Annotated in this window: 16 protein-coding genes and 3 tRNA genes; 13 read left to right on the plus strand and 6 right to left on the minus strand. The window is 63.7% G+C overall.

Going from position 1 to position 15,990, the window contains the following annotated elements; translation table 11 throughout:
- Nucleotides 1-75: 75 nt before the first annotated feature.
- Together ACSG06_RS12585 and ACSG06_RS12590 are read left to right on the plus strand one after the other, a co-directional pair.
- On the plus strand, nt 76-372 hold the full coding sequence (locus ACSG06_RS12585) for a hypothetical protein (RefSeq protein ID WP_440990631.1): 297 nt from the start codon (nt 76-78) through the stop codon (nt 370-372).
- Between the two features lie 61 nt (nt 373-433).
- Nucleotides 434-1,339, plus strand: coding sequence for a diacylglycerol/lipid kinase family protein (locus tag ACSG06_RS12590; RefSeq protein WP_440990632.1), 906 nt, complete (start codon nt 434-436; stop codon nt 1,337-1,339).
- Nucleotides 1,340-1,345: 6 nt separating this feature from the next.
- Here ACSG06_RS12590 and ACSG06_RS12595 read toward each other — a convergent pair whose 3' ends face one another.
- Nucleotides 1,346-1,963, minus strand: a complete 618-nt coding sequence (locus tag ACSG06_RS12595; protein WP_440990633.1) for a DUF309 domain-containing protein — start codon at nt 1,961-1,963, stop codon at nt 1,346-1,348.
- Nucleotides 1,964-2,055: 92 nt separating this feature from the next.
- Between ACSG06_RS12595 and ACSG06_RS12600 the strand changes: the two genes are divergently transcribed.
- Entirely contained in the window at nt 2,056-3,099 is a 1,044-nt protein-coding gene (locus tag ACSG06_RS12600) for an NAD(P)-dependent alcohol dehydrogenase (RefSeq protein ID WP_440990634.1), read from the plus strand.
- 323 nt (nt 3,100-3,422) lie between these two features.
- On the opposite strand, the gene ACSG06_RS12605 is transcribed toward ACSG06_RS12600, so the two are convergent.
- A tRNA-Arg gene (locus tag ACSG06_RS12605) sits at nt 3,423-3,495 on the minus strand.
- Nucleotides 3,496-3,652: 157 nt separating this feature from the next.
- On the opposite strand from ACSG06_RS12605, the gene ACSG06_RS12610 reads away from it, so the two are divergent.
- From ACSG06_RS12610 to ACSG06_RS12625, 4 genes are all read left to right on the plus strand, one after another.
- Nucleotides 3,653-4,258, plus strand: a complete 606-nt coding sequence (locus tag ACSG06_RS12610; protein ID WP_440990635.1) for a hypothetical protein — start codon at nt 3,653-3,655, stop codon at nt 4,256-4,258.
- A 158-nt stretch (nt 4,259-4,416) separates the two neighbouring features.
- Nucleotides 4,417-5,871 (plus strand): single-stranded DNA binding protein, encoded by a 1,455-nt coding sequence (locus tag ACSG06_RS12615; RefSeq protein WP_440990636.1) that lies wholly within the window; start codon nt 4,417-4,419, stop codon nt 5,869-5,871.
- 117 nt (nt 5,872-5,988) lie between these two features.
- Entirely contained in the window at nt 5,989-6,420 is a 432-nt protein-coding gene (locus tag ACSG06_RS12620; protein WP_440990637.1) for a histone, read from the plus strand.
- A 1-nt stretch (nt 6,421) separates the two neighbouring features.
- Nucleotides 6,422-7,429 carry a histone deacetylase family protein gene (locus ACSG06_RS12625; protein WP_440990638.1) on the plus strand — a complete coding sequence of 336 codons (1,008 nt, stop codon included), beginning with the start codon at nt 6,422-6,424 and terminating at the stop codon, nt 7,427-7,429.
- Nucleotides 7,430-7,468: 39 nt separating this feature from the next.
- On the opposite strand, the gene cca is transcribed toward ACSG06_RS12625, so the two are convergent.
- Nucleotides 7,469-8,833: a CCA tRNA nucleotidyltransferase gene (gene cca, locus ACSG06_RS12630; protein WP_440990639.1), complete on the minus strand. Its 1,365-nt coding sequence runs from the start codon at nt 8,831-8,833 to the stop codon at nt 7,469-7,471.
- Nucleotides 8,834-8,951: 118 nt separating this feature from the next.
- Between cca and ACSG06_RS12635 the strand changes: the two genes are divergently transcribed.
- From ACSG06_RS12635 to ACSG06_RS12650, 4 genes are all read left to right on the plus strand, one after another.
- A tRNA-Asn gene (locus ACSG06_RS12635) sits at nt 8,952-9,024 on the plus strand.
- 143 nt (nt 9,025-9,167) lie between these two features.
- Nucleotides 9,168-9,278, plus strand: a tRNA-Ile gene (locus tag ACSG06_RS12640).
- Nucleotides 9,279-9,449: 171 nt separating this feature from the next.
- A complete protein-coding gene (locus tag ACSG06_RS12645; protein WP_440990640.1) occupies nt 9,450-9,689 on the plus strand; it encodes a hypothetical protein in 240 nt (79 codons plus the stop codon).
- A 91-nt stretch (nt 9,690-9,780) separates the two neighbouring features.
- The gene (locus ACSG06_RS12650; protein ID WP_440990641.1) at nt 9,781-11,397 is read left to right on the plus strand and encodes a DUF7845 domain-containing protein; all 1,617 of its coding nucleotides are present in this window, start codon (nt 9,781-9,783) and stop codon (nt 11,395-11,397) included.
- A 365-nt stretch (nt 11,398-11,762) separates the two neighbouring features.
- On the opposite strand, the gene ACSG06_RS12655 is transcribed toward ACSG06_RS12650, so the two are convergent.
- Nucleotides 11,763-12,899: a hypothetical protein gene (locus ACSG06_RS12655; RefSeq protein WP_440990642.1), complete on the minus strand. Its 1,137-nt coding sequence runs from the start codon at nt 12,897-12,899 to the stop codon at nt 11,763-11,765.
- A 336-nt stretch (nt 12,900-13,235) separates the two neighbouring features.
- On the opposite strand from ACSG06_RS12655, the gene ACSG06_RS12660 reads away from it, so the two are divergent.
- Complete coding sequence (locus ACSG06_RS12660; RefSeq protein WP_440991429.1) at nt 13,236-13,490, plus strand: DUF7692 domain-containing protein; 255 nt, start codon at nt 13,236-13,238, stop codon at nt 13,488-13,490.
- 508 nt (nt 13,491-13,998) lie between these two features.
- Here the strand turns inward: ACSG06_RS12660 and ACSG06_RS12665 are convergent.
- Both ACSG06_RS12665 and ACSG06_RS12670 read right to left on the minus strand, forming a co-directional pair.
- On the minus strand, nt 13,999-14,985 hold the full coding sequence (locus tag ACSG06_RS12665; protein WP_440990643.1) for a DUF8453 domain-containing protein: 987 nt from the start codon (nt 14,983-14,985) through the stop codon (nt 13,999-14,001).
- An 87-nt stretch (nt 14,986-15,072) separates the two neighbouring features.
- Nucleotides 15,073-15,447, minus strand: coding sequence for a PD-(D/E)XK family putative nuclease (locus tag ACSG06_RS12670; protein WP_440990644.1), 375 nt, complete (start codon nt 15,445-15,447; stop codon nt 15,073-15,075).
- Nucleotides 15,448-15,676: 229 nt separating this feature from the next.
- On the opposite strand from ACSG06_RS12670, the gene ACSG06_RS12675 reads away from it, so the two are divergent.
- Nucleotides 15,677-15,838, plus strand: coding sequence for a hypothetical protein (locus ACSG06_RS12675; RefSeq protein ID WP_440990645.1), 162 nt, complete (start codon nt 15,677-15,679; stop codon nt 15,836-15,838).
- The last annotated feature ends 152 nt before the right edge of the window (nt 15,839-15,990 follow it).

Consider the following 15,990-nt stretch of genomic DNA (forward strand, 5'->3'; position numbering starts at 1 on the left):
CCATGCCATCGTCACCTCCCGGAACTGACTCCACAACCACTTTGCCGTCGCCGGCACGACCTCTCGCCCCCTCCGATGACGACCGAACTCGGCTCCCTCGCACGACAGCTGTCGCGCCCGTACTACGACGCTGCCCTGCCCGCCCACGACCGGTTCCACGCGAGACGCGTCCGCGACGTGGCGCTCCGGCTGGCCGACGAATCCGACCACGATATCGACCGGGACGTCTCGCTCTTCCGCGACTGGACGCGGGAGCGGCTGGATGCGCTGTACACCGACCCCGGCCGTCGGCTCGGGCAGGAGCGGTGGCAGTTCGTCGAAACGTTCTTCGAGCGATTCGAGCGCGAGGCGGGCGTCTCCGGGACACACTGACGCCCCCACGCACGGGGCCGACCGCCCGTGCTTAAATAGCAGGCCCGCCTCATCCAGACGTATGCAGGTCGGGTCCCGGCGTGCCATCGTGAACCCCGTCAGCGGCGGCGGTGGGCACGCCGACTACGCGCGGCGGCTGCTCGAGGCTCGCGGGTTCAGGGTGCTGGAGACCGAGGGGCCCGAGGACGGCGTGGAGCTCGCGCTGGAGGCCGGCCGCGACGACGTCTCCGAGCTCGCCGTCGTCGGCGGCGACGGCACGGTGAACGAGGTGCTGCGCGGGCTGTCCGCTGCGGACCACCTCGACCAGGTGACCCTCTCGGTCGTGCCCGCGGGCACCGCCAACATCCTCGCGAGACAGATCGGCGTCGTCGGCATGGAGCAGGGCATCGAGATCGCGGACACGGGCGACGTGCGGACCGTCGACCTCGGGATGGCGGACGGCCAGCCGTTCGCCGTCTCCTGTATCGCGGGCTTCCCGGCCGAGGCGAGCGTCGCGGCGACGAGCGACCTGAAGGCCCGCTTCGGCACGCTCGCCTTCCTCGTCACCGGCGCACAGGAGGCACTGGAGTTCGAACCGCTCTCCATCGACCTGGAGCTGGCGACCGACCACGGCGACGAGCGCTGGTCCGGCGAGGCGCTCTGCGTGCTCGTCGGGAACGCCCGCAAGTTCGTCGAGCAGGGCGGCCAGGCCGACCTCGAGGACGGGCTGTTCGACGTGGCCGTCGTCGAGCAGATGCCGACGAGCAACCTCGTCGCGGAGGCGGTCCAGCACCGGCTCCTGGGGTCGGGCAGCGAGAACGTCACGCACTTCCAGGCGGCCCGGGTGACCGTCAGCGACGCCGACGGCGAGCCCATCGCCTTCAGCCGCGACGGCGAGCTGAGCGAGCACGAGCGCCTCGCACTGGACGTCTCCTCGGGCGCGCTCGACCTCCGGGTGGGCGCCGGCTACACCCCGCACCCGGTGTAGGTCGGGTCAGTCGAACAGCCCCTCCACGTCGCGCTCGCGGTGCCGACGCTGTTCGACGTGCCCGGCGAGGCGCTGCTGGATTATCCCGCGGTTGGCGGGGTCGGCGGCGAAGTCCCGGACGAGGTGGACGAACCGGCTGTTCTGTTTCCCGTCGGCGAGGTCCGCGCGGGCGTAGGCAGTGCCGTGGTCGAGTAGCTCCTCGTCGTAGCCCTCGCGCTCGGCGTAGATGCCCGCGGCGACGGCCGCCGCGGCGAAGTCGAGGTCTTCCAGCAGGACGACCCGTCCCTCGTGGGTCAGCCGTGGCGCGCCACGCCGGTACAGCACCTCGGGGTCCCGCGCGATCTCGACGAGGATACGCCGCACACGTACCACGTCGATGCCCCGGTACTCGCCGGGCAGGCCGTCGAGGTACTCGTGTGCGCTCTCGGCCAGCCCAACGCAGCCGGTCCAGTTTCGGCCGTAGCCGTGGTGGACCGCGGCTGTGAACTGGATGAGCCCGTGGAGCAGCCGCTCGTCGTCCGTGCCCGACTCGAGGTCGAGCCAGCGGTCCTCCCACGCGTCGTGGGCGTCGTGGAAGTCGCCCGCGTTGAAGACGGCGATGCCCGCCCGGAGATGGTCGCGCATTCGGTCCCGGCTACGGGAGCGGGCCGGAAACGTGTTTCCGGTCGCCCCGGCCCACATTGTCACTTATTAGCATGGCTATCGAACTGTGAGGTATGCACGCCGCACGGCTCCACGAGTACACGGACGACATGAGCCGGGCGCTCTCCATCGACGACGTCGAGCGCCCGACGGCGATGGACCCGAACCAGGTGGTCGTCGAGGTCGAGGGCGCGGGCTGGTGCCAGACGGACAACCACATCATCGAGGGGATGTGGACCGAGTACGTCGACCAGACGCTCCCGATGACGCTCGGCCACGAGAACGCGGGCACCGTCGCCGAGGTCGGCTCGGCCGTGACGCTGGTCGAACCCGGCGACCCCGTCGTCTGCCACCCGGTCCAGACCTGTGGCACCTGTCGCCCCTGCCGGCAAGGCGAGGACATGTACTGCGAGAACCAGTCGTTCAACGGCCTCACCACGGACGGCGGTTTCGCGGAGTACCTGCTGACGAGCGAGCGGGCCGTCGTCCCGCTCCCCGACGGCGTCGACCCCGTCGACATCGCGCCGCACGCCGACGCCGGTATCACGGCGTACCACGCCGCGAAGAAGGCGACCCGTCGGCTCAACCCGGGCGACACCGCTGTCGTCATCGGCATCGGCGGCCTCGGCCACATCGGCGTCCAGTGCCTCGACGCGATGAGCGCCGCCGACATCGTCGCGGTGGACCTCAAGGACGCCGCCCTCGACCTCGCGGAAGACGGCGGCGCCGACCACACCGTCAACCCGACCGAGAGCGACGTGCCCGCCGTCCTCGACCACGTGACCGACGGCGTCGGCGCCGCCCAGGTGCTCGACTTCGTCGGCGCGGACGAGACGACCGGCTACGCCCCCGACATCGTCGCCGCCGGCGGCGACCACCACGTCATCGGCTACGGCGGCCACGTCCACGCCCCCTGCCAGGCCCTCGTCAGCGGCGAGTTCTCCTACGAGGGCAACATCGTCGGGCGCTACGCCGAACTGCAGGAGCTCGTCGCCCTCGTCGAACGCGGCGACGTCGAGCTCCGGACGGAACGCCACGAGCTCGACGAGATCAACGAGGTCGCGGACCGGCTCGAACGCGGCGAGATAGAGGGGCGGGCCGTCATCGTGCCGTCCTGAGCTGGACTGTGGCTGGTTGTCGTCGTTGCGTCGAGAGAAACGTCCGGACGGAGTTCTACGCGAGCGGAGCGAGCGTAGAGCACGACTGACCGCTCGCGGTCAGTCGGAGTCCCCGCGAGCGCAGCGAGCGGGGGCACGTCCGGACGTGATGTAGTGACTGAGCGAGTGAAACGAGCGAAGGAACGAAGGAACGTCCGGACGGAGATTTGAACTCGGCCAGAAGTGCTCGCTCCGCTGCGCGCTTCTGCCCTGCTCAAATCTCCGTTGACGTTCTCCGCAGCGCCGACGCTCGCTACGCTCGCGATGTGGCGCTACGGAAGAAGCGTCCGGACGGAGATTTGAACTCCGGTCCCTGGCTCCGCAAGCCAAGAGGATAGTCCACTACCCTACCCGGACTCATCTACACGTTCCGCGGAGAAGGATAAGAGGGTTACGATGTGGTGGGCCCGCGCCGCGTGCGGGCACCTACCACGGTGGGTCTCTCGGAATCGCAACTGAAAATTGATTTTCACCGTGGGAAAGGGCTTTGAAATTAGGGTGTCTCTGTGGAGGTATGAAACGACGAGAACTACTCACCAAGGCGGGTACCGTGGCGGCGATCGGTTCGATGGCGGGCTGTCTCGGGTCTTTGGAGACCGACGGCGACGACAGCTCCCCCGGCGCCGGGGGCGACGACGACACGAGTACGCCGACCGACGGGTCCGGCGGCGACGATGGCGAGGGCGGCGGCTCCGGGAGCGACGGCACGGCGACCGACGGCGACGACTCGGCGAACTCGGACGGCGGGGAGTCGAGCAGCCCCAGCGTACAGTCCCGGAACATCACGACGACGGGCTCAGGCTGCGGGTCGACCAGCGAGGCCGCCGTGACGTTCGACGGCGGCTCGTCGACGGTGACCGTCGACGGCTCGATCATGGCGTCGGACCCGTGCCACGTCGCGACTGTCGAGCGCGCAGCGATGTCCGACGGGACGCTCATGGTCGCGGTCGGTGTCGAGGCCGACGACGCCGACACGTGCCAGCAGTGCCTCGGGCAGGTCCAGTACGAGGGGCGCTTCGCGTTCGCCGACGCGCTCCCGAGCACCGTCGAGGTGCAGCACACGAGCCAGGGCGAGACGACGACCGTCACGACGGCGTCGCGGAACGTCCAGCCGCACTGACCGACCGGCAAGCGACCGGCCCCCAGTTCTTGTAGGATGCCGCCCCAAGGGTCGGCTATGCACCGCCGGCGACCGACGCGAAAACCACCAGCAGGAGGCGACCTCCTGCGGCAAGGACAACGCTTAAGCGACGCCCAACCCTGCGAAACTCTAGAATTATGGGCGCCATAGAGGACGTCTACGAGGACCTCGAGGCCGACGTTTCCTTCGAGGAGTTCGAGGAGGCCGTCGAGGCCAAGGTCGAGCAGATGGGGGGACTGGCCGACGAGGAGACAGCGGCGATGCTCATCGCGCACGAGCTGCGCGACGAGGAGGTCAACGGGATCGCCGACGTGGCGCCGGGGATGGACGAGGTGAAGTTCCTCGGGAAGGTCACCGCCATCGGCGACGTACGGACGTTCGAGCGCGACGGCGACGACGCCGAGGACGGCCGCGTCGTCAACGTCGACGTGGCCGACGAGACCGGCTCGCTCCGGCTGGCCTTCTGGGACGAGAAGGCCGACGCCGCCGAGAACGAGCTCGAGGTCGGCCAGGTGCTTCGCGTGAAGGGCCGCCCGAAGGAGGGCTACAACGGCATCGAGGTCAACGTCGACGAGGTCGAGGTCGACGAGGACGCCGAGATCGACGTGCAGATCCGGGACTCCTACCGCGTCGAGGACCTCTCGCTCGGGCTCTCCGACGTGAACACCAAGGGCCGCATCCTCGACACCGAATCCGTGCGCACCTTCGACCGCGACGACGGGAGCGAGGGCAAGGTCGCGAACCTCACCCTGGGTGACTCGACGGGGCGCATCCGCGTGACGATGTGGGACGGGCAGGCCGACACCGTCGAGGCGCTCTCGGCGGGCACGAGCGTCGAGGTCGTCGACGGCTACGTCCGCGAGCGCGACGGCAGCCTCGAGCTGCACGTCGGCGAGCGCGGCGCCATCGAGGAGCTCGACGAGGAGATCACCTACGAGCCAGAGAGCACGCCCATCGAGGCGCTGGAGATGGGTGACACGGTCGACATCGCGGGCGTCATCCGGTCGGCGGACCCGAAGCGGACGTTCGACCGGGACGACGGTAGCGAGGGGCAGGTCCGGAACGTCCGCGTGCAGGACGAGACGGGCGACATCCGCGTCGCGCTCTGGGGCGACAAGGCCGACTACGACATCGGGCCGGGCGACCGCGTGGCCTTCGCCGACGTGGAGATCCAGGACGGCTGGCAGGACGACCTCGAGGCCTCCGCCGGCTGGCGCGCGAGCGTGACCGTCCTCGACGGGGCTGGCGAGGCCCCCGGCGGCGACGACGCGGACGCTGGCGACGAGCAGTCGACCGGACTCGACGCCTTCGCCGGCGACGGGGATGCGGCCGACGACGCCACAGGGACCGGCGACGACGGCGATGCCGCAGTCGCCGATTCCGGCGGTTCGGGTGGCTCCGCCTCGGCGTCGCTCCAGGGCGAGGTCGTCGAGTTCACCGGCACCGTCGTGCAGGCGGGCTCGCCGGTCATCCTCGACGACGGCGAGGAGACGATGAGCGTCGAGACGGACGCGGACGTCCACCTCGGGCAGGAGGTCACGGTCCGGGGAACGGTGTCGGACGGCACGCTCGACGCCGACGACGTGTTCTGAGCGCGGTCCAGTTCCTGGGACACCGAACGACGCGCGCTCTGGCCTGCATCGACCGAGTCGCGGCCGATGCTGGCGTGACGGAAAACTACTAAGGGACGGGCGGACTCGGTTCACGGTATGAGCGTTGAGCTACCGTTCGCCCCGGTGGACTCCATCATCCGACGGAACGCAGGCGACCTTCGAGTCAGTTCGGGTGCCGCAGAGGAGCTGGCACGGCGCATCCAGCTTCACGGTGCCGAACTGGCCAAAGACGCAGCGGAGGTGGCCACGGCGGACGGGCGGAAGACGCTGATGGCGACGGATTTCGGCGTCGAGGCGTCCATCGACAAGGACGAACTGGAGCTGCCGGTCGCCCCGGTCGACCGCATCGCCCGCCTCGACATCGACGACTCCTACCGGGTCGCGATGGACGCCCGCATCGCGCTCGCGGACATCCTCGAGGACTACGCCGACAACGTCGCGGCCGCCGCCGCGACGCTCGCGCGCCACGCAGACAGACGCACCATCAAGGCCGAAGACATCGAGACGTACTTCGCCCTGTTCGAATGAGATGAAGTTCGGATACAGCCCCCGCTGTCTCGAGCACGACACCGGCCCACGGCATCCGGAGACGCCGGACCGCCTGCGGGCCATCCGAGAGGGGCTGAAGCGCAAGCACGGCGTCGAGTACGTCGACCCCGACCCGGCGACGGTCGACGCCATCACGACCGTCCACGACGCCGACTACATCGAGGAGGTCCGGGAGTTCTGTGCCGACGGCGGCGGCGACTGGGACCCCGACACGACCGCCGTCGAGGAGTCGTGGGACGCCATGTTGAAGAGCGCGGGCATCGCGCAGTGGGCCGCGCTCGGCGCGCTCGACGGCGAACAGGGCCGGGAGACGCCGTTCTCGCTCGGCCGGCCGCCGGGCCACCACGCCATCTACGACGACGCGATGGGCTTCTGTTTCGTCAACAACGTCGCTGTCGCCGCCCAGACGGCCATCGACGAACGGGACGTCGACCGCGTCGCCATCGTCGACTGGGACGTCCACCACGGCAACGGCACGCAGGACATCTTCTACGACCGTGGCGACGTGTTCTTCGCGTCCGTCCACGAGGACGGCCTCTACCCGGGGACCGGCGACGTGGCGGAGACCGGCGAGGGAGACGGCGAGGGGACGACGATGAACGTCTCGCTGCCGGCCGGCGCGGACACGAGCGACTACGCCGCCGTCTTCGAGCGCGCGGTCGAGCCCGCCATCGAGCGCTTCGACCCCGGGCTCGTGCTTGTCAGTGCCGGGTTCGACGCCCACCGGCACGACCCCATCTCGCGGATGCGCCTCTCGACGGAGGGGTACGCCGTGCTCACCGACCGACTCCGGCGCTGTGCCGAGCGCGTCGACGCACCCATCGCGTTCGTCCTCGAGGGCGGCTACGGGCTCGACGTGCTCGCCGACGGTGTCGCCATGGTCCACGAGACGTTCGACGGCCGCGACCCAATCGAGCCCGACGAGCCGGTCAGCGAGGACGTCGACGAGCTGCTCGAGGAGGTTCGCGCCGAACACGACCTCGACTGAGCCGGCTCGTCGCCCTCGGACCGCCCCGGTCGCCGGGTGTCAGGGTCGCGGCGAGAAGTAGGCCGCCAGTTCCTCGCCGAACTCCTCCGCGAGCACCGCGACGTCGGCACCGACGAGCACCTCGTAGTCGTCCGCCAGCGCTCGCTCGACACCGGCCCCGAGCGCGACATCGAACAGTCGGTCGCTCCGGAGGAACCCGGCGGCCGTCGTGCAGTCGCGCTCGCGCTCGACCACGTAGCGGTCGTCGTCGACGAACGGGCCGTACGGCGGCGACCCGTCCATCGCGGCGTACTTCGCGTAGAACCCCGTCGCGTGGTCGCGGACGTGCACTGGCGGGCCGTCGTGGCGCTCGACGGTCGGGCGCTCCGCGACGGCGAGCTCGACGAACAGCGCGGCGGTCTCGTCGGCGAGCGCGGTCGCCCGGAACGTATCGAAGCCACGGCGGTCGAGCTCGTCGGTGACCCCATCGAGCGACTTCCGGAGCTGCGGCCAGAGCTGGTCCGCGACCACGTCCGGCGGGTCGAATCGAATCGCGACCGGTGTCGTCCCCCGCGTCTTCAGGTGCGCACGAACCTCGTCCGGCGAGATCGGGTCCGGGTCGCTCGGCTCGAACCGCGCCGGGTCGGGGTCCGCGAGCAGCGCCCGCGCGTGGTGCTGGAACCGCGCGACGTTCGTCGGCGAGACCACGGCCGCGACGTTGCGCTCGGGGTCCGTCGGATCGACGACGACGAGCGGGTCGTCGAACGACCGCGTGCCGTGGTCCTCCGGGTCGCGCTCGACCTGTGGCCGCCAGTCCGCCGCGGCCTCGACGAACGCGCGGAAGCCCCCGTACTCGAGCACGAGTAGCTCGACGAGGTAGCCGGAGAACCCCTCCGTTCGGAGGTCGCTGCCGTAGACGCCGATGCCCTTGCAGAACGCCTTCGCGACGCGCACGTCGCCCGCGAGGTCGTCGTCCAGTCGCTCCGAAAGGTAGGCGTCGTGGAACGGCGTCCGGTCGACCGCCGACCGGATCTCCGTCGCGCTGTCGACCCGGAAACACGGCACGAGATCCACGTCGAACCCCTCGTACTCGCCTTTCACGTACGGGTGCTCGGCGTACTCCTCGTGGCCGTCGGGCAGCACCTCGCGACCGACCTCCAGCCCGTACCGCTCCAGCGTCTCCCGGTCGAGACTCGTCGGGAACCGTACGAACACGTCGATGTCGCGGTCGCCGGCTGTCCAGGTGCGGCGGGCGGTGCTCCCGACCTGGACCACGTCGGCGTCCGCCACGCGCTCCGTGGCCGCGGCCCGCGCCCGCTCGACCAGCTCGTCGGCGACGGTGCGGAGCCGCTCTCGCTCCGCAGGCGACGGGTCCACCCGCTCGCGGACCGCCGCAACCGTCGCCTCGAAGGCGTCCTCGCTCATGCTCGCCGGATACTCGGCGGGCCCCTAAACGGATGTCGATGCCATGGTGACACGCCTCCCGGCGGCCGGAAAGCGAAACTCTCTTTATATCCGGCAGGCCTACCTGAAGACGCGACGAGCCGTCATAGCTCAGTTGGTAGAGCACCACGCTGTTAACGTGGTGGTCCCAGGTTCGAGCCCTGGTGACGGCGCTTTTCGCACTTTCACACTGCGAGGAGTGTAATCTCCGACCATCGCGTGGTTCCGCACCTCCCGACGGGCGGATCGGCTGTACCCCTCCCTGCCTGCACTTTCGACACGTCTATTATCCCGGGTCGGGAACTATCGACCGCCAGGGCCCTTAGCTCAGCCTGGTTAGAGCGCTCGGCTCATATCGACCGTCGACTCGTCGCGGGTCCGGTCGTGGGACACCGAGTGGTCGATGGTTCGAATCCGTCAGGGCCCATACACTTCCTGCACGGTTCCCGATTCTTGCAAACTCCAGATTTAGTAACTTCTATCGCCGGTTATCGGCGTTTTCGCGTTTCAGAAACGCGCTCGAAATACTGGAGCCCATCAAGCTGACAAACGGCCCCCTTCGCAGTCTGGCGATTCCTCAAATCGAGGTGGCGGGGGCGTGAGTGCCGAGCAGCTGCTCGGTATCTCGCTCGACGAACTCCGTGCGCGCGAGCGGTCGAACCCTGGACCGACCACGTCGCGCGAGTTCCGGTGTGACGAGTGCGGGGCGCGTTGCACCCGGCTGACGGAGGGTGGCGAGGCTGGCCACCGCTACGACTGTTCCCGCCGACTCCAGCGCACCGGTGACGAGCGTGTGCGTCCGTCGCTGGATGACCTTGACCGAGGTGAGGGCCAGTGACGTTCGTCCGTGCGTCCCGGCTCTACGAAGCGGAGAGCGGCGAGACGAGACGGTGGGACTGTCCACGCCCCGAGGAGTCGGAGAGCCAACAGTGACGGGGCAGACAGTGACGCAGCCCCACGAGTTCGAGGCCTATCTCAAGTACCCCCACTACGGGCTCGGGCCGTACATGCTGCTCGCGAAGGCTATAGTCGGCCGGTTCGACGGATACGCCGAGTTCGAGACGGAGATCGACGGCGAGCGCTGGGAGATCCAGTGCAATTACTCGAAGACCGGTATCGCGCCCCGTCCCAGCGACAACGTGCAGGGAGACGCGCTGTACTCGTGGGATATCACCTGCACGGGCGAAGGGCGACGCAAGTTCTCCCCGTTGATCGAGCCGCGTTTCGAGGATATGCGCCATCGCGAGAGCGGGGAAGAACTCGGGTTCGGGAAACGTTGGTGGAAGCGGTTCGGTACCGAGGGTGTGGACGTTGAGCTGAAAGCTAGTAACGTCGACCCCGAGGAAGTGCCGAAGCTGCTGCACGGGGTCGTCGACGCGGTCGCAACGCACGCCGGTCTGTCGATGAATTCGCGGTACTTCACCGACGAGCCGAGTCCGGCGCACTCTCGGATTACGGCCTACGAGCGGTACGTAAGAGTCCGCCGGTCGATGGCGTCGAAACTCCTCGCGAGCGGGACCATGATGCAGGCGATGCACCTGCTGGCCGACGAGAAGGGGACGAAGGTCGAGTACAAGGCCGACAACGAGGACGTGGTCGGCTATATGCACCGGCTGTGGGTCGGACCGAAGAGCGCGAAGAAGCTGATTCCGAGCCACCGGTACGGGTTCCAGTTCAAGCACTACCATCCGAAACACGTCCACAGCGACCCTGAGGAGCCGCTGTATCACCCGAAGGTGGGCATACTCATCAACCAGCAGCGCAACGGCGGTGAGCCCATCGTGTGGCGCGACCTGGAGGCCGCCGAGCGTGAGATCGAGGAGACGCTGCTGAACTTCCTCGACTGGGGCGGCGTACCGACCGAGCCGGACCCGACGACGTACATCGAGGACGACCATTTCCGCCCGGCGGCTCGCGAGGAGACCGTCGCGATGTACGATGACCCGACGCCACAGATCGAGGCCGAGCAGGAGCACCTGCTCGTCACGTCGCTTCGGGAGATGACCGACGCGGACGTGGACGTGCTCGACCAGCTGCTCGCCGACGGTGGCGGCCAGCACTACGAGGAGATCGCCGAGGAGACCGAGCACTCTGTCAGCACGATCTACCGGGCGCTCCGGCGTCTCGGGTCGGTCCTGGAGAACGACAACGGCGTGGTGAGCTTCTCGTCGCGGAAGTTTCACGACGAGCTGAAGGCCATCATCGAGAGCACCGAGCACCACGTCAAGAACGCGGCCGACCGCGCGGCGAAGATCCTCGGGATGGACGCGCGACAGGCCGCGTCGTCTGCGTTCCAGCTGTGGTTGAACAAGTACGGTGCCGAGGTCACGGTCAACGACGGCGGGAGCGTGGAGACGGTGCGTATCGACACGATGCTGTCGAAGCTGAAGTTCACGAACAACCCGCGCATCCAGGACGTGCTGGCCGAGGCCCGGAAGGCGTGGAACAAGAGCGGCTACGACGTGATCGACCTGGTCGGCGCGGAGGTCGTCGCGAAGATCGACGGGGAGCGCGAGACCGGCGTCTTCTCCGCACTCGCCGGGTAGCGCGGCCCCTGCTGAGAGGCATCACTGTCTCGCACCCTCTTTTCCTCTACCTGACTTGGATTCTACGGGGTTGTAGCCCAATTTTGGTTGGTCATGTAGCGGTGGGTCGGCTCGTCGAGCTCGAGATCGGCCCGCCAACCGCGCGGGTCGTTCCCGTCCGCCGGGAACATCCCCTTGGAGAGTGTGCCCAAGGGCACAAAGCAGAAAAAATACCCAGCCCCGCCCCCACCTCCGCACCGCTGAATCATCTCGACATTATCGACGTGGGGGTGTTGTGGTGAGTTTCAATAGTATCGAGGGTGCTACTGCGAATCTATCGGTTTTGGCCTAGTTGTTACGGCGTTTGTGCACAGAAAGAGGTATCCTCAATTCGATATCCCGAGTGTACTCTCTGCTAGCGATACCGAGGCTTCATTCATATCGTTAATATATTCTGCTGCCATCAATGGGTCTAACAGATGATATGCTGGTGTTGATTCAGGTTCCCGATAGAATTGATCAAACCGTTCCCCGATTTCTTGACCATTTTGGATGCTGACTAGTTCGCCTCTTTCAAAGTTATAGAATGCTGTCTCTGAGTACATGTTAGCTCCAGTATTGCTTTCATGAGCATCGTGTGGTGCGATTCCATCTCCTGTTCTGTATGGTGAGTCTTCCCAAGTTTGGATTCTCTGTTCGGCTGTGGCTCTGTCATCCGTTTCTAGTACGTATGTTTCTTGGCGGTTTGTTTCGTCTGGGTTTCTTGTCGGGTTCTCTATCGCCCCTGCTAATCCGTGACCGGGAATATTGTAGTCCCAGATGAAAGTGTTGAATCCTGCATTAAGTTCAGTTCCCTGTAGTGCTGCGGCCATGAACTGGTCGAGTTCAGACCCGCCTCCCCCTGGAAGATTTATTATTTCATGTTTGGTCCAGAGGTCGTAGATCCCGGACTCGGCCATACGAGTCTCAAAGTCTAGTTCTTCGTTTGTATAAGTGTCCAGGTCTATTTCGTCTCTTAATTCGGGCAAGTGTTCGTTACCATCTGCTTCAGCAAAATCATTGTTAACTAGACTTATCCAGGCCATGTTTCTTTGACTGATATTTTCTATGAATTGGCGTACTTGGTAGCCTTCTGTGCCTTCTTCGACACCCCATGCATCTGGAAGTGAGGTATGTCTGTGGCGAAATGCTTGGTTTAGGTTGAGTGCGACAGTGAGTTCGCCGTTGTACGTATCAAAGACCGTAGAGGCAGCGTAGTCCGCGTTTGCGTCGGCTGGCTGGAGGTCGAGAGTTGTACTGCCGTATTCTAGTCTGCCAACCACGCCGTCGAGCTCGTCTGCGGCGTGGGTTTCTGCAAGCAGTTGCTCCTCCTGTGAGGTGGTTTCTACGTCGGTGGGGGTGGCCGTTTCTAAAGTGGTCTGGCGGTCCCTCGTCGTTGTTCTGAGTGAGGTCTGCTCGGTCGGCCGCTGGCTGTCATCGGTACCGCTGCAGCCTGCGAGGAGGGCGGAGCCAAGGGTCGCCACGACTGTTCGGCGTGACCAGCGACCCAGGGAAGCGTGAGAATTGGAGCGTGTCATAGCGAGAGAGGAGTTGTTACTGCGAGATTACGATATCAGGGTCATATATCTTATTGGCGATTTGTGAACTCAGTCCGAGCCCAGGGGTCACACGTCGACAAACACGCTTCCCCGAATATGCACACGAGCCGGAGATCGGCGTGTGTACACAGCCCCGACCATTGTCGTCTCGACACACCTCTCTGTTCCACTGGCCGACACGAACCGGCCGATTCACGCCGAAATAGGGTTCCAGTCACTCGAAAAAACTAGGATTCTGGGGTTCGTGTGTACGAGACGACCATGCGAATCCGAACCGACGGCGACAAAGCGTATCGACGAGACGCCATCGAACGGGCCAGCCGCTTCTACGACTGTAACAAGACGACTGCTGTCGTCTCCGCCTGCGAGGACGTTCCCCAGCTCGTCCGGGCGGCTGAAGCTGTGCTTAATCGAGAAGACCTAACTATGCAGCAGAAGAGGGAGATTGCCGAGACACTCTCGACAAGAGTCATGAACTTCACGGTCTCGGAGGAGATTGAGACAAAGCGAGATTAAAATATTATATTTGTAGATGTATTATAGGAACTAACAAAAGGTATAGATGACTATTCTTCAGTTTCTTCTTCATCTGACTTCAATTTCCTCCTCATTGGGAGAAAAAGGTCTTGATTGTCTAGATACCCCAAGTAGCCCTCCTCATTGTTGAATGCGGAAATTTTGCTTTGGTGTAACCGCGACTGACATTTTTCCTCAAGTTCTCTGAAATGCTGTTCACAAAACAAGAAATAGTCTGGTTCGTGTTTTAATTCTTGTGCGTTTCGTTGGTTTAGGGTGTCATAGCGTTTGAGTTGCCACGTACCAAATCTTGCTCCTCGATAACAGAGAGAACACCTCTGAGACTTACCATCACGAACTAACTTTTCAAAACAATCTTCACAAACCCCGATTCGCCCAGGCTGTTCAAATTGCAGATCAATCACGTCATAGTCCGGGTTGCCTTCATCACATATTGCACATAATCCGACCGCATGTAGCAGTCTTGAGTTAGGTAGTGGTGGCATATTCAGAATTCATCTAGCTTCCTGTTTTGGCTGTGTTTATAGGATTTAGCTTTATCTAGGTTTTTCAGAAAGTGAACTGACCCAGCTGAATCAAGTGCTTCCAGTCTGTACCGGATATTTCCCTCTGAAATGTTGGTCAAGCTATTGAGTTGATCAACAGTCAGCTCGCCGTGTTTTTCTATTAACCTCTCAATTTCGTTGGTTTGGCGAATGCGATTTTGCCACCGAGAAGCCCGTTCTTCCTTCTTTCGTGAACGCCTAGTTTTCCGCATATCGCGTTGGATTTTGCTGAGGTCATTCTGAATTTCGTCTAACGGATCGGTATCCCAGATCTCGTCTGAATTAGCTCGTTGAATTAGTACACCAAAATCAACATCGCCTGAGAAATCCATTTGTTCGCCAAATCGGTCTTTACATTCAATGGAGTACTGTATTTTTGTCTCAGCGCCATGGTTTTCTAGATAATCTTCAATTTCTCCTGTCGAGAGTAGCCAATCATCTCCATCTACAACAATGGGAAAATTATGTTCATCACCAGCAGCTAGCCTAGGAATTTCCCAAGTTCTAGTCTGGTCAGCAACAGTCCATTCCGCGACTACGTCGAATGCAGGTCCATTCCCTGAATTCTGAATTGAAAAATGAACAGAAGTGATATTTCTGAATCCAACTTCACCTGTTAGATATGGTTGAAACTGTTGTTCCATTAGCTCTTCTTGATTCCGTTGGGTTTGTGCTTGTATTCTTTGAATGTACGCTTGTTTGTCATACAATAATAGCAGGCCAAAAGTGAGTACAATTGTCCCTACAGCACTGGCAATAAGGCCGAAATCAGAGGCAGCCACAGGAGGATCGACTCGGACCCAATTAATCACTCCCCGAGTCTCAAGCAATGACCAAATTACGAGTACGGCTATCAAAGAATAGCCAATAAAAATCGGTATTCTATCCCGGAACCGCTCCTCCTCATTTATGTCATCAGCTTGGTCCATAGGGCTGGATAACTGATTCCTTCGTATCTACAATAATGATTTGGGGAAATAGTCAGACGACAGTGTACTAACCCGACTTCCCCATCATCACATCACAGCCTCGGTCTTCACCTTCGCCTTCTCGCTGTCCCGATGCCCGCCTGTCGGCGACCACAGCGCCCGGAGCGGCAGCTGTTCGGGCCGCGTCATCCGAGTCTTGAGCACCCGAATCCGGTCGCCGTGTTCGCGGTAGACGACGAAGCCGTACCAGCCACCCGCGTTCCGAAGCTTCTCGTGGTACTTCCGGTAGATCTGGAAGTAGCCGGTCGACACCATCGCACTCTTGATCTCGACGGGCCTCCCGTTCTGGAATCGAGCATCACACCAGCTGGTGTGTTGGCCGTCGAGCACGAGCCCACGCTCGTCGGCGAGGTGCTTCTCCGCGAGTGAGCCGTACCGGCTCGCGTTGCTCGACCGATTCACGCGAACGCACCTCGTGGGCGCGACCGATCTACTATCGCCGAGAGCCGTCGGCACCGCGTGGGCCCAGTCCCGACAAACTCGACGCAGACGACTCGACCGTCATCAAGAGTGGCCCCAGCGTCGGTCGTCGTGGTCCCCTCGCGACCATACGACCGGACAGCCCGACAGAGCGGGTTCGACGACCGCCATCACAACAACTAATGTTCATGTAGTGACACAGTCAGATGATATGGATTCCGAGCCCTCCGAACAGGGACTGACCGGCATCATCGTGTACTTCCTGTTCCTCCTCGGGTCGGTCATCATCGGCCCGCTGGAGGCAGTACTTGGTTTGGCCCTCTACTGGCTCTTTTCCAGTCAGGATGAGACGGCCACGAGTCAGCAGGGGTGACTGCTGAGTCGAATCCATCCGTTTGACCGATGGCCACAGTAGCCGGAGAGGAGATTGGAGCCCACGCCGCTGTCGGCTCAGGTATCACCGTATCACGGTTTCGAACCCTGTGTGAGCGCTCTCTCTTCGTTCGTGTCGAGCTGCACCAGAAC

Origin of the sequence: Haloarchaeobius baliensis, assembly GCF_052060055.1 — an archaeon.
Taxonomy (GTDB): domain Archaea; phylum Halobacteriota; class Halobacteria; order Halobacteriales; family Natrialbaceae; genus Haloarchaeobius; species Haloarchaeobius baliensis.